The following is a 22,365-nucleotide window of genomic DNA, read 5'->3' on the forward strand; positions in this document are numbered from 1 at the left end:
ACGGGCCTTGGGAGGCTTAGTTCTCCGGTTGTCCGACGAGGGCAGCATTAAGGCCGACCTCGGGTGTCTGGTCCGAGAAGATCGAGGCAAACCAGCCCGGATTGGAGACCAGCGACGGCTTGAAGGCGTTGCAGCCGGCCTTCATCTCCGCCCATGTGCCTTCGTCGCACAGCTTGATCGTCTCATTGGTAACGACCGGCAGCGGCAGGATGGTGGTCTTCGGCACGTCCTTGCCTTCGATCGCCTCGACGGCAAGCTTCAGCGCCAGCGCACCCGAATAAGGCGGCGAGGCATAGGAAATGCGTTGTGCGCCCGCCGGTGCATAAGGAGGAGCGGCACCTTCGACTTCGGTGCCCTCCGGCAGCATCTGGATGCGGCCGCCATTGGAACCTTCGCCGGCGCAAGGCAGGAGTTCGCTGGTCTTCTTGCCAGCCTCGAGCTGCATCGAGTTGGCGGTGAAGCAGCCGACCTGCATCCACAGTCCGTTGATGTCGTCCCAATTGCGGGTGGCCAGGATTTTCGAAAGTTCGGTGCGGGCGACCGCCTGGCTCCACATGCCGACAGCCTCGCCGACGATCTTGATATCAGGATACTTGGCGAAGACTTCCTTGGCGGCCTTTGTCCGCTGATCGTCAACGGATGTTCCCGGGACGCCCGTGATGGCGATGATGTTGCCCTTGCCATTGAGCTTCTTGACCAGCCATTCGGCGGTCACCCTGCCCGCTTCCAGCTGGTCTATGTGGACGTTGTAGGCACAAGGCTCGGTGATCTCGGCGTCGTACGCAAAGACCTTCACGCCCTTGTCGCAGGCATTCTTGACGACCTGGTTGAGCGCGGTCGGCGAGATCGGATACACGACAATGGCTTCGGCGCCGCTTTGCACCATTGCGTTGATCTGCTGAATCTGGCGTTGCGCGTTGGGGCCAGCGACCTGGACCTGCAGGTCGACCTTGTCGGCCAGGCTCTTATGAGCGGCCATGGCCTTGACCATATTGGCCGCCTCCGCCTGCCAATCATTGCCGATGTAGCTCATGCTGAGAAAGATCTTGTGCTTCTCGGCGGCCTGCGCGGCGGACAGGCCGAAGGCGCACGCAGCCATGCCGCCAGCAGCGCGAGCCGCCGGACTTTCGATCCGATACCCATGTGGAACTCCTCCCAAACAGAACGACCAAATGCCTCCCAAGGGCACAAAACGTAAACCCTTGTCATTCGATGCCAGCGACCGTATCATGATTTGATCAAATATCAATGATGAAATCGTTTATATCAAAACGGGCTATGTCGGCCGCTTGACGTGGCACCACGAACCTTGCATTCCGGCACAAGCAATAGTGTCGCCCATGGGCGGGAAGGTTGACCGGAGATGGCTGGATCGGCGTTCAGGAAGCCTGGTGTCGAGATCATTCCACTGTCCAAGGAAACTCTGCAGGACCGGGTCTACAACCAGGTCACCGAACTGATTCTCGACGGCAGCATCGTGCCGGGCGAGATGGTCACGGTTCAGAGCCTCGCCGACGCCTTTGGCGTCAGTCCGATGCCGGTCAGGGAAGCGCTGCGGCGCCTGACGGCAGCCAACGCGCTGACGGTAGTATCCGGGCGCTCCATTGGTATTCCGGCGCTCAGCCGCGAGCGGCTCACCGATTTGCGAAATGTACGTTTTGAGATAGAGGCCATCGCCGCCGGCTGGGCCTCACAGAACCGCAGTGATGCGGATCTTGCGATTTTCGCGCGCGATCTGGACTCACTGGAACGCGCGAATGGCGCGGACGACGTAAAGGCCTATCTCAGGGCGAATTATACCTTCCACTTCGCAATCTACCGAGCAGCGGGATCCGAAACCCTGCTCAAGATCATCAAGGATCTATGGCTGCAGATCAGCCCCTATTTCAATATGCTGCATGGATCCTACTCGACCGCGAACACATACCATCAACAGATGTTTGCGGCCCTGCGCGACCGGGACGAGCAGGCAGTTCAGGCGGCGGTTCGCGGCGATATCGATGCGGCTTTCGACATGCTGGTCGATCTTTTGAAGTAGCGCCCGGCCCGACCTCCGACCCCTATCACATGCCTCCTATTTCTGGGGATGGCAGAGCAGCGCTCATGCGCACTCAGCGGGCAAGCGCGGGCTTCTTCTGGTGATCTAGAGATCATATCCCGAGCGCGTCATCCATGGTTCTCGTGCTTGAGCTTGCGAGGGCGGCAGCCGATGACGCGGCGAAGCACATGACCCGCATCCTCATTGTCATTATCGGATTGCCAAAATGTGGTAGCGTGATTATACCAGTTGATCAGTTGACGACGGGCGATACCGTCCGCTGAGATCAGGAGTAGTGACCAAATGACAACGATTGCGCTGTTCGGTGCCGGTGGGAAAATGGGCTACCGCCTGTCGACCAATTTTCGCGGGTCGCCCTACACAATACGCCATGTCGAGGTCAGCGATGCCGGCCGCGAACGGCTGAAGACCGGGCTGGGTTTCGATACTGTCAGCGCCGACGAAGCGCTCAAGGGCGCCGATGTGGTGATCCTGGCCGTTCCCGACACGCATATCGGCAAGGTGGCGACCAGCATCGAGAGCAAGCTGGCGCCGGGCACCATGGTGGTGGTGCTCGACGCGGCGGCACCCTTCGCCGGCCACCTGCCGAATCGACCGGACCTCACCTATTTCGTCACCCACCCCTGCCATCCGCCGATCTTCAACGACGAAACAGATATGGCGGCAAAGAAGGACTATTTCGGCGGCGTCAAGGCCAAGCAGCATATGGTCAGCGCCTTGATGCAGGGGCCGGAAGAGGATTACGCCAAGGGCGAGGCGATCGCGAAGATCATCTGGGCGCCGGTCATGCGTTCGCACCGCGTCAGCGTCGAACAGATGGCGCTGCTGGAACCCGGGCTTTCGGAGACGGTGTGCGCCTCGCTGCTGGTGGTCATGAAGGAAGCCGTCGACGAGGTCGTGGCACGCGGCGTCGACCAGCAGGCGGCGCTCGACTTCCTGCTCGGCCATATGAACGTGCTGGGCGCCGTCATTTTCGGCGAGACCAAGGGCGTTTTCTCGGATGCCTGCAACAAGGCGATCGAGTTCGGCAAGCCGGTGCTGATGCGGGACGACTGGAAGCGCGTGTTCGAGCCGGAAGAGATCGCCGCCAGCATTCAGCGTATCACCTGAAGAGGAGAGGCGCTGCCGCCGCGACGTCGCCGTACCGTTGCCGACGCTCGGCATCGTAGCTCATCAGGTACATATCACCTGAATTCGTGGTTGACTCATCATACCAGTTGGCTTAGCTGTTCATGGCTCGGATCGACAGGGTTTTGGCAGGAGTACGGTGGGCGAGTGGAGGATGGCTGGGGAGCAACGATCCGTGGAGGGAAGCCGGCAAACGGCTCTTTAGCCCCGAAGCGATCCGCCGCCCGCGCCGCCTGACGAATTCGGATGCCGACAGATGCTTTCGGTAACCAAGGCAATTTTTCAAACGGGAGGACTTCATGAAACTTACACGCAGAATGACGCTTGCGGCTTTCGCCGGCATGCTGGCGCTTGGCACGGCCGTGCCCGCCTATGCGGCGGATCTCATTGCCATCATCACGCCCTCGCACGACAATCCGTTCTTCAAGGCGGAAGCCGTCGGCGCCGAAGCCAAGGCCAAGGAACTCGGCTACGAGGCGCTGGTGCTGGTCCATGACGACGACGCCAACAAGCAGTCCGAGCTGATCGACACCGCGATCGGCCGCGGCGCCAAGGCGATCATCCTCGACAATGCCGGCGCCGACGCCACCGTCGCCGCGGTACAGAAGGCCAAGGACGCAGGCATTCCGTCCTTCCTGATCGACCGCGAGATCAACGCCACCGGCGTCGCCGTCGCGCAGATCGTCTCCAATAACTACCAGGGCGCCCAGCTCGGCGCGCAGGAATTCGTCAAGCTGATGGGCGAGAAGGGCAATTTCGTCGAGCTGGTCGGCAAGGAATCCGACACCAATGCCGGCATTCGTTCCAAGGGTTATCACGACGTCATCGACGACTATCCGGACCTGAAGATGGTCGCCCAGCAGTCGGCCAACTGGAGCCAGACGGAAGCCTATTCCAAGATGGAATCGATCCTGCAGGCCAACCCCGACATCAAGGGCGTGATCTCCGGCAACGATACGATGGCGATGGGCGCCTATGCGGCACTTGCCGCGGCGAACCGCAAGGATGTCATCGTCGTCGGCTTCGACGGATCGAACGATGTTCGCGACTCCATCACCTCGGGCGGCATCAAGGCAACGGTGCTGCAGCCCGCCTTCGCGCAGGCGCAGATGGCGGTCGAGCAGGCCAACGACTTCATCAAGAACAAGAAGTCGCCGGCCAAGGAAAAGCAATTGATGGACTGCGTTCTGGTCAATGGCGACAATGCCGCCAAGCTGGAGACCTTCGCGCTGACGAACTGAGCCAGCGTGATTTGAATAGCGAGGGGCGAACCCAGGATCGCCCCTCGCCGCCATTTTCCGTGGGCCGCCCACGATGCTGAACGACAGGCCGCCATGCTGAACACCAAGCCGAACTGGCCGATCCTTACCGTGATGGTCGGCATCAGCCTGACCGCCTGCAAGATCCTGCCGACGAAATCGGACGACGGCAACAACGCTGCCACCTTCAATCCAGACAAGATGGTCGAAGAGATATGGGCGGCAAAGGTCGTGCCCTATCTCCAGCAGAAAGCCGGACCGTTTGCGCAGGTTCACACACTGGCGACAACCGACCCAGCGGCTGCCGGCGCCAAATACGGCAATCCGAACAAGCAGGCGAATTCGCCTTGGACTTTCGCGGTTCGGCTGGAAGGCAAGATTATCGCGGCCAACACACAGTCGCGTGCGGCAACGGTCGACGTCGATGTCGACGGCGACGGCAAAGCCGATGCACGGGTGCAGATCGGACCGGCGGTGCGCGGTACCGCGCTGCGCGACAGCCTGGACTTCATCCAGTTCAACGACTTCACCAACCAGATCGACTTCGCCCAGTTCGGCAAGGCTTTCAACGCTTATGCCGACAAGACGGTGCTTTCCAAGCTGCCGCGCGAGGCGCTGGAAGGCCGCAGTGCCAAGGTGCTCGGCGCCTATACGCTGGGGAGCGGCCAGGACCTGCCGCTGGTGACGCCGGCGGAGGCAGAGATCGGGCCGAAGCCATGAGCGCGATCGCGGAGCGCGAAATCATTCTGAAGCTCGAGGACGTCTCCAAGGTCTATTCCGGCACCGTTGCGGTCAAGCGCGCCAATTTCGAGGTGCGCAAGGGCGCGGTCAACGTGCTGGTCGGCGAGAACGGCGCCGGCAAGTCGACGCTGATGAAGATCATCGCCGGTGTCGAACGGCCGACCGCCGGCCGCATCCTGCTGGAAGGCGAAGAGGTTTCCTTCTCGTCATCCGGTGACGCGGTGAACCGTGGCATCGGCATGGTGTTCCAGGAGCTGAACCTGTTCGGCAATATGAGCGTCGCCGAGAATATTTTCGCCACCCGAGAAATCACCAACCGCTTCGGCAAAATCGACCACGCGCAACAGGAAAACCGCGCTGCGGAATTTCTGGAACGCCTACAGGCCGGCATCCGGCCCGACATGCTGGTCGAGGATCTGCGCATCGGCCAGCAGCAGCTGGTCGAGATCGCCAAGGCGGTTTCGCTCGATGCACGCATCCTGATCATGGACGAGCCGACCTCGGCGCTGAGTGCTGCGGAAGTCGAGATCCTGTTCAAGGTGATCGCCGACCTCAAGGCGCGCGGCGTGGCGATCGTCTACATTTCGCACCGGCTCGAAGAGCTGATCCGCATCGGCGACTACATCACCGTGCTGCGTGACGGCCGCATCACCGGCCAGGAAGAGATGAAGAACGTCGACACGCAGTGGATCGTTCGCCAGATGATCGGCTCCGACGCCAAGGACTTCGCCAAGGCCGACGGCCATCTTCCGGGCGAAGAGATTTTTCGTGCCGAGGAGATCTGCCTGCCTCGTGCCACCGGCGGACTTGCCGTCGACCATGTGTCGTTGTCGCTGCGTGCCGGCGAGATCCTCGGCATATACGGCTTGATGGGCGCCGGGCGCAGCGAACTGTTCGACTGCATCATGGGCCGCCACGGCCATTCGACCGGCGACATCTTCATTGGCGGTAGAAAGGTCAAGGAGCGCGATACGACGCGGCGCATCCGGCGCGGGCTGGCGCTGATCCCCGAGGATCGCCAGCGCGAAGGGCTTGTCTCGATCCTTTCGGTCGCCAGCAATTTGACGCTGGCCAGCCTGTCGCGCTTTGCCCGCCTGTTCCACATCCGTGGCGCTGACGAAAGGCAGGCGGTGACGCAGGTGGTGCGGGAGTTGGCGATCAGGGTCGCCGACCCGGCGCAAGAGGTGTCGTCGCTGTCGGGCGGCAACCAGCAGAAGGTGGTGATCGGCAAGGCGCTGCTCACCGGGCCCAAGGTGCTGCTGATGGACGAGCCCAGCCGAGGCATCGATGTCGGCGCCAAGGCCGACGTCTTCCGCACCATGCGCAAACTGTCGCGCGATGGATTGGGCATTCTCTTCGCCACCTCGGATCTCGATGAGGTGATGGCGCTGTCAGACCGCATTGCGGTGATGAGCAACGGAAAACTGACGGGCATGTTCGATCGCTCCGAGGCGACGGAGGCAGCCCTTGTCTCCGCCTCGGCACTTGGCCACGGGCCGACCCCGCACACGGAGAAAACCGCCCATGACTGACATCCCGGCCAAGGCGGCTGTCCCCTCCGTCTCGAGCGGCTCGCTGCTGCTGACGCTGATGAAGGCGAGAACCTTCATCGCGCTCATCGCCGTCTTGATCTTCTTTTCGATCGCGGCGCCTAATTTCCTGTCGACCGCCAATCTGATCCTGATGTCGAAGCACGTGGCGCTGAATGCGTTCCTGGCGATGGGCATGACCTTCGTCATTATCACCGGCGGCATCGACCTTTCGGTCGGTTCGATCGTCGGCCTGTGCGGTATGGTGGCCGGGTATCTCGTGCTCAACGGCATCGACCTGCAGATCGGCTACACCATCTATTTCAACGTCTTTGAGATCGCGCTGATCACGCTTGCCGTCGGCATATTGATCGGCGCCGTCAACGGCTTGCTGATCACCAGGCTAAACGTCGCGCCGTTCATCGCCACGCTCGGCGTGCTCTATGTCGCGCGCGGCCTGGCGCTGCTGTCGTCGGATGGCCGCACCTTTCCCAACCTCGTCGGCAAGCCGGAGCTTGGCACCACCGGCTTCGGCTTCCTCGGGGCCGGTCGGCTGCTTGGCCTGCCGGTGGCGATCTGGATCCTCATCGTCGTTGCACTGGGAGCCGCCTATCTCGCCAAGTACACGCCACTCGGTCGCCATATCTTCGCCGTCGGCGGCAATGAACGGGCGTCGCGGATTTCGGGCGTCCGGGTCAACATGGTCAAGATGTTCGTCTATATGTTCTCCGGTTTCTGCGCGGCGATCGTCGGCCTGATCATCTCGTCCGAGCTGATGGCCTCGCATCCGGCGACGGGCGAAAGCTTCGAGCTCAACGCCATTGCGGCGGCAGTGCTCGGCGGCACCTCGATGTCGGGCGGCCGCGGCACGATCGGCGGCACCATCGTCGGCGCCTTCGTCATCGGCATTCTTTCGGACGGGTTGGTGATGATGGGCGTGAGTTCGTTCTGGCAGATGGTGATCAAGGGCCTCGTCATCATCGTCGCCGTCGTCGTCGACCAGGCACAGCGCCGGCTTCAGCAACGTGTCACCTTGATGCAGATGGCAAAGGCAGGCTGAGCATGGCGGAACTGCGGGGAGCGCTGATCGGCTGCGGCTTCTTTGCCGTCAACCAGATGCATGCCTGGCGCGACATAGCGGGCGCCTCGATCATCGCCATCTGCGACCGTGACCCGGAACGGTTGCGGATCGTCGGTGACCAGTTCGGCATTGCGAAGCGCTATACCGATGCGGCGGAACTATTTGCCGGCGAAAGCCTGGACTTCGTCGATATCGCCACCACCGCGCCCAGCCATCGTCCGCTTGTCGAAATGGCGGCCGCCCACCGCGTTCCGGTGATCTGCCAAAAGCCGTTCGCGCCGACGCTTGCCGACGCAAAGGCGATGGTCAAGGCATGCGCGGAAGCCGGCGTTCCGCTGATGGTGCATGAGAATTTTCGCTGGCAGTCACCTATCCAGGCGGTGCGGACCGTGCTCGATAGCGGCGAGATCGGCACGCCCTTCTTCGGGCGTATCTCCTTCCGCTCGGCCTATGACGTGTTTTCCGGTCAGCCCTATCTGGCGACGGGAAAGCGCTTCATCATCGAGGACCTCGGTATCCATATCCTCGATATCGCCCGTTTCCTGCTCGGCGACGTCTCGACCATCACGACACGAATCGCCCGCATCAATCCCGCCATTGCGGGCGAGGATGTGGCGACCATGCTGATGGACCACAAGAGCGGCGCAACCTCCGTGGTCGACTGCAGCTACGCGACCAAGCTCGCCACCGAGCCGTTTCCCGAAACGCTGATCGAGATCGATGGCAGCGACGGCACGATCCGGCTGGCGCAGGGATACCGGCTGACCGTCACCGGCAAGAGCGGCACGGCCGTCACCGACGTCTCGCCGCCGCTGCTGGCCTGGGCGTCGCGGCCCTGGCACAACATCCAGGAAAGCGTCGTAGCCATCCAGCAGCACTGGGTCGACTGCCTGGCAAAGGGGACCGAGCCGGCGACCTCGGGCGCCGACAATCTTAGGACATTCGCGCTGGTCGAGGCCGCCTATGCTGGGGCCGCGAGCCGGCAACCGGTGCAACTCGACGCCTTGCCGAAATGACCGCCGGCACTTTCCTGCTCTACGGCACGCGCGTGGTCGAGGCCGAGCCGGTCAGGCTCAGCGCAGGCTCGCTCAGCGCCGACTTCGTCAACGGCAATCTGCGCACCATCCGCCATGGCGGCACCGAAGTGCTGCGCGCCATCGCCTATATCGTGCGTGACCGCGACTGGGGCACCTATGAGCCAAATTTGACGGACCTGGTGATCGAGCAGGGTGCCGACGCTTTTTCGGTCAGCTATTCGGCAAGCTGCCTGGCCCCCGATGGAAACCGGCTCGGCTTCCGCGCCACCATCAAAGGCTCTGCCGACGGCCGTCTGGTCTTCGACGTCAGCGCCCTTCCCGAAAACGATTTCGAAACCAACCGCTGCGGCTTCTGTATCCTGCACCCGATCGCCGACCTCGCCGGTAGCCCGGTCATGGTCGAGCACACAGACGGCAGCGTGGTGGCGACGAAACTTCCCCAGCTGATCGACCCCTGGCAGCCTTTCAAGGATATCCGCGCCATCTCCCATCAGGTTCGGCCTGGTGTCATCGCTGAGTGCCGGATGGAAGGCGATACTTTCGAAATGGAGGACCAGCGCAACTGGTCGGACGCCTCCTACAAGACCTATGTGCGGCCGCTGGTGCTGCCGTGGCCGTATGTGCTGCCTGCCGGCCAGCCCCTGAGCCAGACGATCAGCCTGCGCATCGCAGGTGAAGGCAAAGCGCCGGCTGCCGCAGTGGCCAGCGAACCGGTCAGGGTCGAACTCGGCGAGGCGGGAGCAAGGCTGCCCGATGTCGGCGTGGTCATCTATCCCGAGGATGTCGAGACGGCGCTGGCGAACCTCTCCACGCTGGCGGCACTCGGCCCACAACAGCTGCTGTTTCACCACGATCCGACGCGCGGCCACGGGCTCGATGCCTTGCGCGCTTTCGCCCGGCTCGCAACTGCCTACGCAGCCGAAACCACCCTCGAATGCGTCGTTGCCTGCGCTGGTGATCTTGACGCCGAGTTGTCCGGCGTCGCCGACCTGGTTCGCCGGGCCGGGCTAAAACTCTCGGCCATTGCCGTGTCGCCGTCGGTCGACCGGCAGTCGACACCGCCGGGCAGCGCGTGGCCGGAATGCCCGCCGCTCGACGACATTTATGCCGCAGCGCGGCGGGCATTCCCCGATATCCGCCTCGGCGGCGGCATGTTCAGCTATTTCACCGAACTCAACCGCAAGCGCGTTCCGGCAGACCAGCTCGATTTCGTCACCCATTGCACCTGCCCGATCGTGCACGCCGCCGACGATCTCAGCGTCATGCAGTCGCTGGAGGCGCTGCCTTTCATCACCCAATCGGCACGGGCTATCTTCGGGGCAAAGCCCTACCGGATCGGACCGTCGACGATTGCCATGCGCCAGAACCCTTATGGCGGAGCGACCAAACCCAATCCCGGGGGACAGCGCATTGCCATGGCCGACAGCGATCCGCGCCATGCCGGCCAGTTCGCGGCGGCTTGGACGGTCGGCTATGCCGCGCGCGTCGCAGCCGCTGGGCTGGAACAGCTCACGCTCTCCAGCTTCACCGGACCGTTCGGCGTGCTGGCGTCATCCGGAGAACCCGTCGCGGAAGGATCGCCCCGGCCGCTCTTCAGAGCCATCAAGGGGCTTTGCGAACTGGCCGGCCTTGCGCATGTGGCCGCAGGGACGAGCGATGAGACCAAGGTGCTGGCGCTGGCTGGACGCTCGGCCTCGGGCGACACTGTCGTGTGGCTGGCGAACCTGACGGCGGACGACGTGCAAGTCGACATTTCAGCTTTTGGCCGAGGCCATCTCGTGATGACGCCTTACGAGATCGTCCGGATCGACTGACGTTATTTTTCGGAGTTCATCACATAGAGCGCGCGCGAGCGTTCGAGATGCTTGATCATCGCCTTCTCGGCGCCATCGGCATCCTTCTTCTCGATGCGGCCGATGATCTCTTCGTGCTCGGTGAGCGTGAACTTTTCCTTGCCGGTCCAGATCAGCATTTCGGTGTGGTATTCCTTCAGCCAGCCGAGCATCGCCTCGCTGACGGCGACATAGATCGGGTTGCCGGAGATCGCGGCGATCTGTGTATGGAACTTCATGTCGGCGGAGATGAAGGCTTCGGAATCGCCGCGAAAGCCGCGCTGTTCGGCAACGGTGGCCCGCAGCCGCAGCACATCCTCGGCGGTGGCCTTTTCGGCGGCTTCCCTGACCATGCCACGCTCGAAGAAGATGCGCGCGGTCTTCAGGTGCTCCAGCGTGTCTTTCGATGACGACAGGATGATCTTGGCGGCGCCGTCGACCTGCTTGATGATCGACTTGGCGGTGAGTTGCAGCACCTTGGCGCGTTCGCCATGCGAGATCGCAACCAGCCCCATATTGCTCAGCGCCTGCATCGCCTCGCGGATCGCGGGGCGGCCGACCTCGAAGCGCTCCATCAGCTCGCGCTCCGAGGGCATGTCGTCGCCTGGCATCAGCTCGCCGCTGGTGATCAGGCGCTTCAGCCGCAAGAAGACCTCATCGGAAAGCTTGCGCCGGACAATCGGTTCCGAACGGTTCATCGCCGCGAATCACTCCCTTGACCCGGCCCTATCTAACACTGCCGCCACAATTCCCGGAATTGCCGTCTGTCGATCCCGCTGCCGGATATGACTTGCAATACTTATGTACTCATTATACCAGATTCGAAACACCAGTGAACCTTTTTCGAACGCCTCGGCTTGAGACAGCGGACCATGATCACCCTCACCTACCGCATCGAAACGCCTGGAAGCATCGAAGCGCTGGCGGCCAAGATCGCCAGCGATCAGTCGACCGGCACCTTCGTAGCGCTGCCCGGCGAGACCGAGGAACTGAAGGCCCGGGTGGCGGCACGTGTGCTGGCGATTCGGCCTCTGCCCGATGCCGAGCGGCCGTCGCTTCCCAATGACGGTAAGGGGCCGTTCAGGCGCGCCGATGTCGACATCGCCTTTCCGTTCGATGCCATCGGCACCGACCTTTCGGCGCTGATGACGATTGCCATCGGCGGCACCTATTCGATCAAGGGCCTTACCGGGATTCGCGTCGTCGACATGAAATTGCCGGAGGAGTATCGCGGGGCACATCCCGGCCCACAGTTCGGTGTCGCCGGCAGCCGCCGGCTGACCAATGTGACTGACCGCCCGATCATCGGCACGATCGTCAAGCCGGCGCTAGGATTGCGGCCGCACGAGACGGCGGCAATGGTGGCGGAACTGATCGCCGCCGGCGTCGACTTCATCAAGGATGACGAGAAGCTGATGAGCCCGGCCTATTCGCCCCTGTCGGAACGGGTGAAGGCAATCATGCCGCTGATCCTCGATCACGAGCAGAAGACCGGCAAGAAGGTGATGTATGCCTTCGGCATTTCGCACGCCGATCCCGACGAGATGATGCGCAACCACGATCTGGTGGCGAAGGCCGGCGGCAATTGTGCTGTTATCAACATCAATTCGATCGGCTTTGGCGGCATGGCATTCCTGAGAAAACGCTCCGGCCTGGTGCTGCATGCTCATCGCAACGGCTGGGACATCCTCACCCGTCACCCCGGCCTCGGCATGGACTTCAAGGTCTGGCAGCAATTCTGGCGACTGCTCGGCGTCGACCAGTTCCAGATCAACGGCATCGCCTCGAAATACTGGGAACCGGATGACTCTTTCGTCGAATCCTTCAAGGCGGTGACGACGCCGATCTTTTCGGCTGGGGACTGCGCATTACCGGTGGCAGGTTCCGGCCAGTGGGGCGGTCAGGCGCCCGAGACATATGCACGAACCGGCCGGACCGTGGATCTTCTCTATCTCTGCGGCGGCGGCATCGTCAGCCATCCGGACGGACCGGGCGCCGGCGTACGTGCCGTGCAGCAAGCCTGGCAATCGGCGGTCGACGGCATTCCGCTGGCCGACTTCGCCTTGAACCATCCCGAACTGGCGCGGTCGATCGAAAAATTCGGCGACGGCAAGGCAGCCTGAGACGATGCAGGACCTGCTTCTCAGCTATTATGGCGACGACCTGACCGGCTCGACCGATGTCATGGAGGCGCTCGAGCTCGGTGGCGTGCCGACCGTGCTGTTCATGCGCCAGCCGGACGCGGCCCTGCTGTCCCGGTTTGGCCATTGCCGGGCGATAGGGCTGGCCGGCACCAGCCGCAGTGAGACGCCGCAATGGATGGACACGCATCTGCGCGATGCCTTCGCCTGGCTGAAGACGCTTAACGCCGAGATTTGCCACTACAAGGTCTGCTCGACCTTCGATTCCAGCCCGACGATCGGCAGCATCGGCCGAGCCATCGAGGTCGGCCGCTCGGTGTTCGCGCAGGATAGCGTGCCGCTGCTGGTCGGCGCGCCGCAGCTCAAGCGCTATACCGCTTTCGGCCATCTGTTCGCGGCCTATCGCGACCAATATTTCCGCATTGATCGCCACCCGGTGATGAGCCGTCACCCGACGACGCCAATGGATGAGTCCGATCTGCTGATCCATCTGTCGCGGCAGACGGCGCTGAGCTCCGGGCTGGTCGATCTTGCGACGCTGCAGTCGGCATCGCGGTCGGCGGCGTTCGATCGCCTGACCGGAAACGGCACCGCCATCGTGCTTGTCGATGTCGACAGTCTGGAGACGCAGGTTTTGGCCGGCAAGGAACTGTGGCGCGTTCGCAAGCCCGGCGGTTCTTTTGTCGTCGGCTCGTCCGGTGTCGAATATGCGCTGCTGGCCGAATGGACGTCGAATGGCGTCGTCAGCGCTGGGCCAGGCTTCACACCGCCGGGCGCTGCCGAGCGGATAGCCGTCGTGTCGGGCAGTTGCTCGCCGACCACCGAACGACAGATCCGGCATGCCCTGACCGACGGTTTCGACGGCATCGAGGTCGATCCGGTCGAACTGGTTTCGGAGGCCTCGCAGCAGGCGATCACGCGCGCAACGGCAAGCGGCCGTGCCAGTCTGCAAGCCGGGCGCAGCGTCATCCTCTACACCGCGCTTGGCCCCACTGCCGACAGGGGCGCCGAAATCGACCGGGAGGAAGGCGCCCGCCACAGGCTTGGCCGCGGCCTCGGAGAAATCCTTCGCAACCTGACGGTGGAACAGAGCCTGCGTCGCGTGGTCATTGCAGGCGGCGACACGTCGAGCCACGCACTCGGCGAGACGGGCGTCGATGCCCTGACAATTCGCATGCCGCTGCCCGCTTCGCCGGGTTCCCCGCTTTGCGTTGCCCACTCGCGCGTCAAGGCGATCGACGGACTGGAGGTCGCGCTCAAGGGCGGCCAGGTCGGGACCGATCGCTATTTCTCAGCCATCCGCGACGGCCTCGGCGGTTGAAACAGCCAGCGCCTGCGTCCAGGTGTTGGCCGTGGGAACATCTCAGCGCGCGAAATACGCCTTGCCGGGTGGAAATCCCGGTAACACCCGGTATTATCTGCGAAAATGCCGAAGTCGGGAGGATGCCGGGTGCAGACCAAGAAGATCATCAACGATGGCAACCGCGCCGTCGACGAGATGCTGGAAGGCATCCTGGCAGCGCATCCCCGCCATCTCAAAAGCGTGGACGGCAGTCCACGCTCCATCGTCGCCCGCGACGGGCCGCGCCAGGGCAAGGTGGGCCTGGTCATCGGCGGCGGCTCGGGCCACGAGCCGAGCTTTCTCGGCTTTGTCGGCAAGGGCTTGGCTGACGCTGCGGCCATCGGCAATGTCTTTGCCTCGCCGCCGCCGGACCCGATCCTCGAATGCGCCAAGGCGGTCAGCGGCGGCGCCGGCGTGCTGTTCATGTACGGCAATTATGCCGGCGACGTGATGAATTTCGACATGGCGGCCGAGATGGCGGCGATGGACGACATCGAGGTGCGCACGGTGCTGAGCACCGACGACGTCGCCTCGGCACCGCGCGACCAGCGGCACAAGAGGCGCGGCGTCGCCGGCAATTTCTTCATCTTCAAGGCGGCCGGCGCCGCCTGCGACCGGATGTTGTCGTTCGACGAATGCGAGCGCATCGCCGGCAAGGCCAACGACCACACCTTCACCATGGGCGTGGCGCTGTCGCCCTGTTCGCTGCCGCAGACCCGCCGGCCAAATTTCGAGATCGGGCCGGACGAGATGGAGATCGGCATGGGCATCCACGGCGAGCCCGGCATCGCACGCGAAAAGTTGAAAACAGCCGATGAGATCACCGACGAGATGCTGGACAGGATCCTCGACGAGATGGCGCCGGCGCGCGGCGACAAGGTCGCGGTGCTCGTCAATTCGCTGGGCTCAACGCCGCTGATGGAACTCTACATCATGAACCTGCGCGTGAAGCAGAGGCTTGATGAGATCGGTGTGTCCATCCACGCAAGCTGGGTCGGCAATTACTGCACCTCGCTCGAAATGGCCGGGGCCTCGATCACGCTGCATCGGCTGGACGGCGAGTTGCAGACGATGCTGGACCACCCCTGCGACTGCGCCATGTTTCGCGCCGGCTAAACCCACTCTGTGGCAAGGACTAAGACATGACGACAATCGATACTGCCCGCCTTGTCACGATGTTCGCGGCGATCGCAAACTCCATGTCAGCAGACAGGGACAGGCTGTGCGCGCTTGACGGGGTTATCGGTGACGCCGACCACGGCATCGCGATGGAGCTTGGATTTTCCGCTGCGCGCGATGCGGTGGCCGGACTGGACACCGCGGCGACCGATCCGACCACCTTGCTGAACACGGCGGCAAAGTCGTTCCTGAATGCGGTCGGCGCCTCCTCCGGTCCGCTCTATGCGACCGCGCTCATGCGCGCCGCGGCAGCCGTCAAGGGCAAGACGGCGCTCGACGACGCGGATGTGGTCGCCCTGTTCCAGGCCATGGCCAAGGGCATTCAGGATCGCGGCAAGGCAGAGCTTGGCGAAAAGACGATGATCGATGCATGGGCGCCGGCGGGGCAAGCGGCGGGCGAAGCGCTGGCCTCAGGCAAGGATCTGGCCGCCAGTCTCAAGGCCGCCGCCCAGGCGGCAGAGACAGGCGCGGAAGCGACCAAAGCGATGGTGGCCACCAAGGGCCGGGCATCACGCCTCGGCGAACGTTCGCTTGGCCATATGGATCCGGGCGCTGCGTCCGCCGTCACCGTGATCGAGGCGATGCGGACCGCCTTGACCGACTGATCATCAGCGGACTTGCCGCGTCTTTCAGCGCTTGGCGTCGAGCTTGTCGACGGCCTGCACGTTCGCGGCAGATGGGCCATTCGGATCAAACTCGGAGGCAAGCCATGCGTCGGCGATCGATTTCGCCAGTTCGGGACCGATGACGCGGGCGCCCATGGTGATGATCTGGGCGTTGTTGGACTTGGCGGCGCGCTCCGCGGAATAGGTATCGTGGGTCAACGCGGCGCGAATGCCCGGCACCTTGTTGGCAGAGATGCTGACGCCGATGCCGGTGCCACAAAACAGGATGGCCCGGTCGTAGTTGCCGTCGAGAATTTCGTGGCCGACCGAGGCGGCGATATCGGCGTAGAAGCCGGCCTGGCTCAGGTCGACGACCTGCAACTCCGGCTTGGTGGCGAGATGCTTGGCGATGACATCGAGCAGCGGCTTGCCGGCGCTGTCGGCTCCGAGTGCGATCTTCATGATGATGAACTCCTTTGCTTTTGTCTCTGTCTCTTTGATTTGACGCAATTCCGGACGGAAAACCGCTTCACACTTTCCCGGAATTGCTCGCGCGGTTAGCGCGCGATGGCGGCCGACGCCTTTCTCAGAATGTCGATATAGCCTTCCGCTTGCCACGCCGAGCGGCCGATGAACAGGCCATCAATATGCGGCTGGCCGATAAGTTCGGCCGCGTTGCCGGGGTTGACGCTGCCGCCGTAAAGCACAGGCGGGGCAGCCGGCAGCCGGTCAGCGGCTACCTGCTTGATCAGCGCTTGCTGCTTGTCGGCATAGTCGGCGCTTGCGGGAATGCCCTTCTCCCCGATCGCCCAGACAGGCTCGTAGGCAAAGAGGATTTCCGCCTTCGGTTGATCGCCGCTCAGCTCCTGCAGCGCGCCGAGAACTTGTGCCGTCAGCACCGCCTCGGCGCGGCCTGATTCACGCTCGTCCAGCGTCTCGCCGACGCAGATCAGTGGCACGAAACCGTGCCTGACAGCAGCTGCCGTTTTCAGTCCGACAGTCGCATCCGTCTCGCCGAAATGCTCCCGGCGCTCGCTATGGCCGAGTTCGATTACATCCAGCCCGCAGTCTTTCAACATCACTGGCGAAATCTCTCCCGTCCACGCGCCGGCATCGGCCCAATGCATGTTCTGGGCACCTACCTTCACGCGGGTGTTGGCTAGTGCCGCCTTGACCTGGCGCGCGGCGGTGAACGGCGGAATGACGAAAGGCTGTATCGCCTGATCGAAACCAGGCACGAAGGCGGCCAACGCATCGGCGAACAGCAACGCCTCGGCAAGCGTCTTGTTCATCTTCCAGCTCGTGCCGACCCAATATGGGGCCATTGTTTTTCTCCTTCGATACTTTTGCGGCCGAAGCCGGCTTCCGGGCGACGTATTCGCTCAAGTCCGAGGCTTGAGACTGTCCCGGCCACTGTCGACGTAAGGCGCCCAGAAATCCACCGACTCGCGGATCATCTCGATAACCTGATGGTCGACTGGTTCCCTCTCCCTGAAGGAAAGTTCAAGGCAAATTTCATTGTCGGTTCCACCACCCTGCCGAACCGCGTCCAGCAACTTCTGCGGCACTATGCGGCCATCCTTGTTGTAGGCGGCCGTGAACGGCCAATGGCCGCCCTTGTTCATGGAAGACTGCTTGATGTGGATGATCGGAGATTGCAATGGAAACGCTTTCGCCCAGGCGTAGGGATCGGTGTCGGCAGGGTTGGGTGAGGTCACGTCGCCATGGTCGATATCGACCATCATCTTCATCGGTATGGGCAGCTTCGCTGCGTCGATGGCGCCTTGCAGCGTGACGCAGCTTTCGATCGTGTGGCCGAACTCGCGGCCGACCGACATCGGCTCCCAGAACAGGTATGTCAGCCCCGCCGCCCTGGCGTGTTCGGCAACCTCGCGCCAGCATTCGAGCGCGATATCGAGAAGTGCTGCCCGCCGTTGCGGATCGTCAAAGTCCTTGTAGGTGAAGATGGCGAACTGCGTGCCCATGCCTGGCGCGCCGAGTTCGGCGGAAATGTCGGCGAAGGTCTTGAACCAGTCGACATAGTAGCGCCGGACGTCGGCGTCCGGGTGGCCGAAATGGTTGAGCCGGCCATAAGGTCCGGTCATGCCGGAGGTGATCCTGACACCGGTCCGCGAAAGCGCGCTGTTGAACAGGCGCAGGAATTTGGCAATCGTGGCCGCCGGCCAGCCCGGATTGACGAATTCATGCGTCAACTGCACGTCGCGAATGCCGATGCCATAAGCAATCGCGTCGATCAAATCGTCTGGATCGGCGAAGCGATTGACCAGAGGATTGGTGTTGAGGGAAAGCGTGAAGGCCATCAGTCCGCCGTCGCCATGATGTTACCGAACCAATCTTCGAACGCTTTCCGCTCGGCCGCATTGATATGCAGGCCATGCTTTGTGCGGCGTTCCAGTATATCGGCTGATGTGCCAGCCCATTCGGTCTCGACCAGGAACTTTGCCTCCCGTTCATACAGATCGGGACCGAAGCGTCGGCCGAGATCAGCCTCGCTTTGCGCGCCGGCGAGCAATTGCCTGGCGCGGGTGCCGTAGCTTCGAGCGTAGTGCTTCACCAACGACGGGCTGAGCCATGAAAATTCGACATGCAGATCGCTCAGAAACTGCTCGAAGTCCGCATTGGGCAGGTCGCCCCCCGGCAAGGGAATTTTGGCCGTCCAGGCTTTCTTCATCGTCGGAAAGAATGGCTGGATCTTTTCCAGCGCGTGTTCCGACAGCTTGCGGAAGGTGGTGATCTTGCCGCCGAACACCGAAAGCAGCGGTGCGTTGCCGTTGGAGGCGTCGAGTTCGAAAATATAGTCGCGCGTCACCGCGCTTGGATTGTCGGCATTGTCGTCATAGAGCGGACGCACACCGGAGAAGCTGTAGACCACGTCCTGTGGCGTCAGCTGCCGCTTGAAATAGCGATTGACCACCTTGATCAGGTAGTCGACTTCGCTGGCCTCGGCGACCACTTCCTCGGGCCTGCCTTCGTAGGGAATGTCGGTCGTGCCGATCAGCGCCAGATCGTTCTCGTACGGGTTGACGAAGATCACCCGCTTGTCGTTGTTCTGGATGAGATAGGCCTGCCGCCCCTCCCAGAATTTGGGCACGACGATATGGCTGCCTTTTACAAGCCGGACATTGCGCGTCGAATTCTGCCCGGCGACGCGGCTGACAATGTCGTTGACCCAGGGACCTGCTGCGTTGATCAGAGCGCGCGCGCGGACTTTCGTGACGGCGCCCGTGCGACCATCCTGCATGTCGATCGACCACAGTCCGCCTTCACGGCGCGCCGCGACACAGGCGGTGCGCGTGAGCACTCTGGCGCCTCGCTGCCTTGCATCGAGCGCATTGAGCAGCACCAGGCGCGCATCGTCGACCCAGCAGTCGGAATATTCGAAACCGCGCTTGAATTCGTCCTTGATCGGCGCGCCTTCAGGCGAGGTCCTCAGGTTCAGCGTTCTTGTCCCAGGCAGCCGTTTGCGGCCGCCAAGGTGGTCGTAGAGAAACAGCCCGAGCCGGACCAGCCATGCCGGCCTATCCTGCGGGCTGTGCGGTAGAACGAAGCGCATCGGCCAGATGATATGCGGCGCCGCCTCGAGCAGCACCTCGCGTTCGATCAGCGCTTCGCGAACCAGCCTGAATTCATAATATTCGAGGTAGCGCAGGCCGCCATGCACCAGCTTGCCGGAACGCGAACTGGTGCCTTGCGCGAGATCGTCTTTTTCGCACAGGATGACGGACAGGCCACGACCTGCAGCATCACGCGCTATGCCGGCTCCATTGACGCCGCCGCCGATCACGAAGAGATCGACGACATCTGTTGTATTGCTCAAGATCTTGCTCCTGTGCGGTGCGCCATGCCCTTCCACACCGGCCGAAGCGCCTGGCGCGCCGCAACGAAGGAAGGGAAGAGCGCATCGTATGTTTGCGAAAGCGCCTCGTCATAGGCATCGCAGTCGCCGAGAAGCGGCGTCACCCATTCGGCGGCGCAGTCTTCCATGGAGCCGTAGACGCCGAGCCCGACCGCGGCCATCATCGCGGCACCCGCCGCGCCGGCTTCCTGGCGGCTGCTGGTGCGCACCTGCGCCCTTGTCGCCGCCGCGATGATGCGACGTAGAGACGGACTGCGCGCTGCGCCGCCCGACAGGCGGATCTCACTCGGCACGGCGCCCATCGCCTGGTAGCAATCGCGAGCGGCGAAGGCCAACCCCTCGAGCACGCCGCGTGCCAGATCGCCAAAGCCATGCTTGACCGAAAGGCCGATGAAGCCGGCGCGTGCGTCAGGGTCGACGAACGGCCCTCTTTCGCCGGCTAGCGATATGTAAGGCTGGTAGATCAGCGATCCCGGCTCCGATGCTTCCATCCAAGCGTCGAGCGCCTTCAGCAACTCGTCATGAGAAGGTTTGCCGCCAGCCGTGGCGAGCACGTCGCGCGCAAGGCCAAGCACCCAGTCTATGTTGAGCGTCGCCGCCATGTTGGATTGCAATTGTGCAAAGGCGCCCGGAATAGGCATGGCGATCGTGTAGCCGGAGCCATCTGCGTTCAGCACGACATCGTCGGGAGTGGCTGCGAAGCGCGTGTGTATGCCGGTCGAGCCGATGACCGTGCAGCCGACATTGCCCGAGGGATCATAGAGGCCGGCTCCGAGCGCCGTCATGACCATGTCGACGTAGCCCAGCACCACCGGCGTGCCTTCGAGCAGGCCGGTCTCCGCCGCCGCCGATCGCGATAGCGGATGATGGTCGGTGGTGCCTTCGAGCATGGGAGGCAACAGGCGGCGATGCGTCGTCAGATCCAGGATGTCGAGGGCTTCGTCGGAATAGGTGCGCGACCGAAAATCGCCGAAGGTGAAGGTTCCCTCGGAGGGATCGGTGGCGCGTTCGCCCGTCATCTTGAAGTAGAGCCAATCCTTGCAATGCAGTGCGGTGGCCGCCCGCTCCAGCATGTCGGGATGGTTCTTTTTCATGAAGGCAAGCTGGGCGCCTTGCTGGCAGGAATTCAGCCCCGTGCCGGTCAGTTCGAACCGCCTGCGATCCCGGGGATCGGCGCGCATCTCGTCCACCAAACGTCCGGCGCGGGCATCGAGCCACAGCCAGGCGCGCGAGACAGGCATGCCGTCGCTATCGATCAGCCAGGTTCCGTCGCCTTGCCCGGTGATGGCCACCGCCGCGATTCGTTGCGCGAGGTCGGGAATCTTGGCCGCGAGATCGCGAACGGTCCGCGCCATGTCGCGCCAGGTCTGGTCGAGGTCCTGCTCGGCGCCGCCGCCTTCCAGCGTGACGAAGCTATTGGGCACCGACGTCATGGCGAGCTGCCGCCCGGACAGATCGAAAGCGATCGATTTGATCACCGACGTTCCCGCGTCGATGCCGATCAGCAGGTCTTTCATGCCGCAAATTCCGATTGGTTGCGAAGGCAGTTCACGAGGGCAGTCATTTCGTAGAAGAGACAGGGGGTGTCCGCAAGGACACCCCCTGTGCAGGTATTACTCAGACAGCACGAAGGGTGCGGTGTACTTGTCGACATTGTCCTTGGTGATGAGAAGGCAATCGAACAGCTGCTTCTCGGTCGCCGCACCGGTGGCACCCGTCTTGATAAACGAGTCCGCCTGCTGCACGGCCTTGGCCGAGAAGATGGCGACCGGCTGCAGCACGGTGTACTGCAGTTCACCGGACTTGATCGCCGCAACCGCGTCCGGGGAGCCGTCGAAGCCACCGACCTTGATGCCGGCGAGCTTGCCAGCTTCCTTCAGCGCCGCAACCGCGCCGAGAGCCATTTCGTCATTGCCGCTGATCACGGCGATGATGTCGGGATTGGCTTGCAGCATGCTCTGCATCTTGTCGTGGCCCTGGGTACGATCCCAGTTGGCGACCTGCGAAGCAGCCTTTTCGAGATCCGGGTACTGGCTCAGCACAGTCGCGTAACCGTTCGAGCGCGTGGCGGCATTGTTGTCCGACGGGGCGCCGAGCAGTTCGACATATTTGCCCTTTTCACCGACGGCCTGCACCCACTGCTGGGCACCGAGAGCAGCGCCCTGCGCGTTGTTGGAAACGAGCTGCCCCTTGGCGAGGCCTTCCTGGTTGATCTCGGCATTGACAAGGAACACCGGGATGTTGGCTGCAATCGCCTTCTTCACCGCACCGACAGAGCCGTCGGCGTTGGCCGGATCGAGAATGATCGCCACCGACTTGTTGGTGATGGCGGTGTCGATCAAATTGCTTTCGGTATTGGTATCGCCCTTGTGGGCGCCGACATTGGCCGTATAGCCAAGCTTCTCGGCCTCGGCCTTGGCGACGTTGCCCTCGGTCAGCCAGTAGGGATTGGCCGGATCGTTGACGATGATCGAGATCAGGCCCGCGGCTGACGCGGCGGCCGTGAACCCAACGACCATCGCGGCCGCGAGCAGACTTTTCAGCATGGTTTTCAT

20 protein-coding genes are annotated in these 22,365 nt (G+C 62.8%); 12 read left to right on the plus strand and 8 right to left on the minus strand.

All coding sequences use genetic code 11. From position 1 onward, the window contains the following. Positions 1-16 precede the first annotated feature (16 nt). Positions 17-1,099, minus strand: coding sequence for a sugar ABC transporter substrate-binding protein (locus tag RPF88_RS16060; RefSeq protein ID WP_337122677.1), 1,083 nt, complete (start codon positions 1,097-1,099; stop codon positions 17-19). 264 nt (positions 1,100-1,363) lie between these two features. On the opposite strand from RPF88_RS16060, the gene RPF88_RS16065 reads away from it, so the two are divergent. The 8 genes from RPF88_RS16065 (at position 1,364) to apnL (ending at position 10,648) form a co-directional block, all read left to right on the plus strand. Further along, positions 1,364-2,038, plus strand: a complete 675-nt coding sequence (locus RPF88_RS16065; RefSeq protein WP_013533053.1) for a GntR family transcriptional regulator — start codon at positions 1,364-1,366, stop codon at positions 2,036-2,038. Between the two features lie 303 nt (positions 2,039-2,341). Further along, positions 2,342-3,169: a phosphogluconate dehydrogenase C-terminal domain-containing protein gene (locus tag RPF88_RS16070; protein ID WP_063167523.1), complete on the plus strand. Its 828-nt coding sequence runs from the start codon at positions 2,342-2,344 to the stop codon at positions 3,167-3,169. A 317-nt stretch (positions 3,170-3,486) separates the two neighbouring features. Further along, a complete protein-coding gene (locus RPF88_RS16075; RefSeq protein ID WP_024502459.1) occupies positions 3,487-4,428 on the plus strand; it encodes a D-ribose ABC transporter substrate-binding protein in 942 nt (313 codons plus the stop codon). A gap of 93 nt (positions 4,429-4,521) precedes the next feature. Beyond that, entirely contained in the window at positions 4,522-5,166 is a 645-nt protein-coding gene (locus RPF88_RS16080; protein ID WP_027163941.1) for a DUF2291 family protein, read from the plus strand. Next, entirely contained in the window at positions 5,163-6,719 is a 1,557-nt protein-coding gene (locus RPF88_RS16085) for a sugar ABC transporter ATP-binding protein (protein WP_027163942.1), read from the plus strand. The genes RPF88_RS16080 and RPF88_RS16085 overlap by 4 nt, the downstream gene beginning before the upstream one ends. Continuing rightward, on the plus strand, positions 6,712-7,776 hold the full coding sequence (locus RPF88_RS16090) for an ABC transporter permease (protein WP_032809713.1): 1,065 nt from the start codon (positions 6,712-6,714) through the stop codon (positions 7,774-7,776). The genes RPF88_RS16085 and RPF88_RS16090 overlap by 8 nt, the downstream gene beginning before the upstream one ends. Positions 7,777-7,778: 2 nt before the next feature. Then, positions 7,779-8,813, plus strand: coding sequence for a Gfo/Idh/MocA family protein (locus RPF88_RS16095; RefSeq protein ID WP_063167522.1), 1,035 nt, complete (start codon positions 7,779-7,781; stop codon positions 8,811-8,813). Further along, positions 8,810-10,648, plus strand: a complete 1,839-nt coding sequence (gene apnL / locus RPF88_RS16100; protein WP_063167521.1) for a D-apionate lactonase — start codon at positions 8,810-8,812, stop codon at positions 10,646-10,648. The genes RPF88_RS16095 and apnL overlap by 4 nt, the downstream gene beginning before the upstream one ends. Positions 10,649-10,650: 2 nt before the next feature. Here the strand turns inward: apnL and RPF88_RS16105 are convergent, their stop codons facing one another. Next, a complete protein-coding gene (locus RPF88_RS16105; RefSeq protein WP_063167520.1) occupies positions 10,651-11,364 on the minus strand; it encodes a transcriptional regulator NanR in 714 nt (237 codons plus the stop codon). Between the two features lie 174 nt (positions 11,365-11,538). Between RPF88_RS16105 and oiaX the strand changes: the two genes are divergently transcribed. From oiaX to dhaL, 4 genes are all read left to right on the plus strand, one after another. Continuing rightward, positions 11,539-12,789 (plus strand): 3-oxo-isoapionate-4-phosphate decarboxylase OiaX, encoded by a 1,251-nt coding sequence (gene oiaX, locus RPF88_RS16110; protein WP_063167519.1) that lies wholly within the window; start codon positions 11,539-11,541, stop codon positions 12,787-12,789. Between the two features lie 4 nt (positions 12,790-12,793). Then, a complete protein-coding gene (locus RPF88_RS16115) occupies positions 12,794-14,128 on the plus strand; it encodes a four-carbon acid sugar kinase family protein (RefSeq protein ID WP_027163946.1) in 1,335 nt (444 codons plus the stop codon). 129 nt (positions 14,129-14,257) lie between these two features. After that, positions 14,258-15,265 carry a dihydroxyacetone kinase subunit DhaK gene (locus RPF88_RS16120; protein ID WP_063167518.1) on the plus strand — a complete coding sequence of 336 codons (1,008 nt, stop codon included), beginning with the start codon at positions 14,258-14,260 and terminating at the stop codon, positions 15,263-15,265. Between the two features lie 26 nt (positions 15,266-15,291). Further along, positions 15,292-15,933 (plus strand): dihydroxyacetone kinase subunit DhaL, encoded by a 642-nt coding sequence (gene dhaL / locus RPF88_RS16125; RefSeq protein ID WP_027163948.1) that lies wholly within the window; start codon positions 15,292-15,294, stop codon positions 15,931-15,933. Positions 15,934-15,957: 24 nt separating this feature from the next. On the opposite strand, the gene derI is transcribed toward dhaL, so the two are convergent. The 6 genes from derI to RPF88_RS16155 form a co-directional block, all read right to left on the minus strand. Continuing rightward, entirely contained in the window at positions 15,958-16,395 is a 438-nt protein-coding gene (derI, locus tag RPF88_RS16130) for a D-erythrulose-4-phosphate isomerase (RefSeq protein WP_024502451.1), read from the minus strand. A gap of 95 nt (positions 16,396-16,490) precedes the next feature. Continuing rightward, entirely contained in the window at positions 16,491-17,258 is a 768-nt protein-coding gene (locus RPF88_RS16135; protein WP_063167517.1) for a triose-phosphate isomerase, read from the minus strand. Positions 17,259-17,315: 57 nt separating this feature from the next. Further along, positions 17,316-18,254 (minus strand): sugar phosphate isomerase/epimerase family protein, encoded by a 939-nt coding sequence (locus RPF88_RS16140; RefSeq protein ID WP_013533069.1) that lies wholly within the window; start codon positions 18,252-18,254, stop codon positions 17,316-17,318. Continuing rightward, the gene (locus RPF88_RS16145; RefSeq protein ID WP_063167516.1) at positions 18,254-19,771 is read right to left on the minus strand and encodes a glycerol-3-phosphate dehydrogenase; all 1,518 of its coding nucleotides are present in this window, start codon (positions 19,769-19,771) and stop codon (positions 18,254-18,256) included. Before RPF88_RS16145 ends, RPF88_RS16140 begins: the two co-directional genes overlap by 1 nt. Beyond that, positions 19,768-21,327, minus strand: coding sequence for an FGGY-family carbohydrate kinase (locus RPF88_RS16150; RefSeq protein ID WP_063167515.1), 1,560 nt, complete (start codon positions 21,325-21,327; stop codon positions 19,768-19,770). Before RPF88_RS16150 ends, RPF88_RS16145 begins: the two co-directional genes overlap by 4 nt. A gap of 96 nt (positions 21,328-21,423) precedes the next feature. Beyond that, the gene (locus RPF88_RS16155) at positions 21,424-22,365 is read right to left on the minus strand and encodes a D-ribose ABC transporter substrate-binding protein (protein WP_013533072.1); all 942 of its coding nucleotides are present in this window, start codon (positions 22,363-22,365) and stop codon (positions 21,424-21,426) included.

This window comes from Mesorhizobium sp. ISC11, from assembly GCF_037162595.1.
In the GTDB taxonomy this organism is placed as follows: Bacteria; Pseudomonadota; Alphaproteobacteria; order Rhizobiales; family Rhizobiaceae; genus Mesorhizobium; species Mesorhizobium ciceri.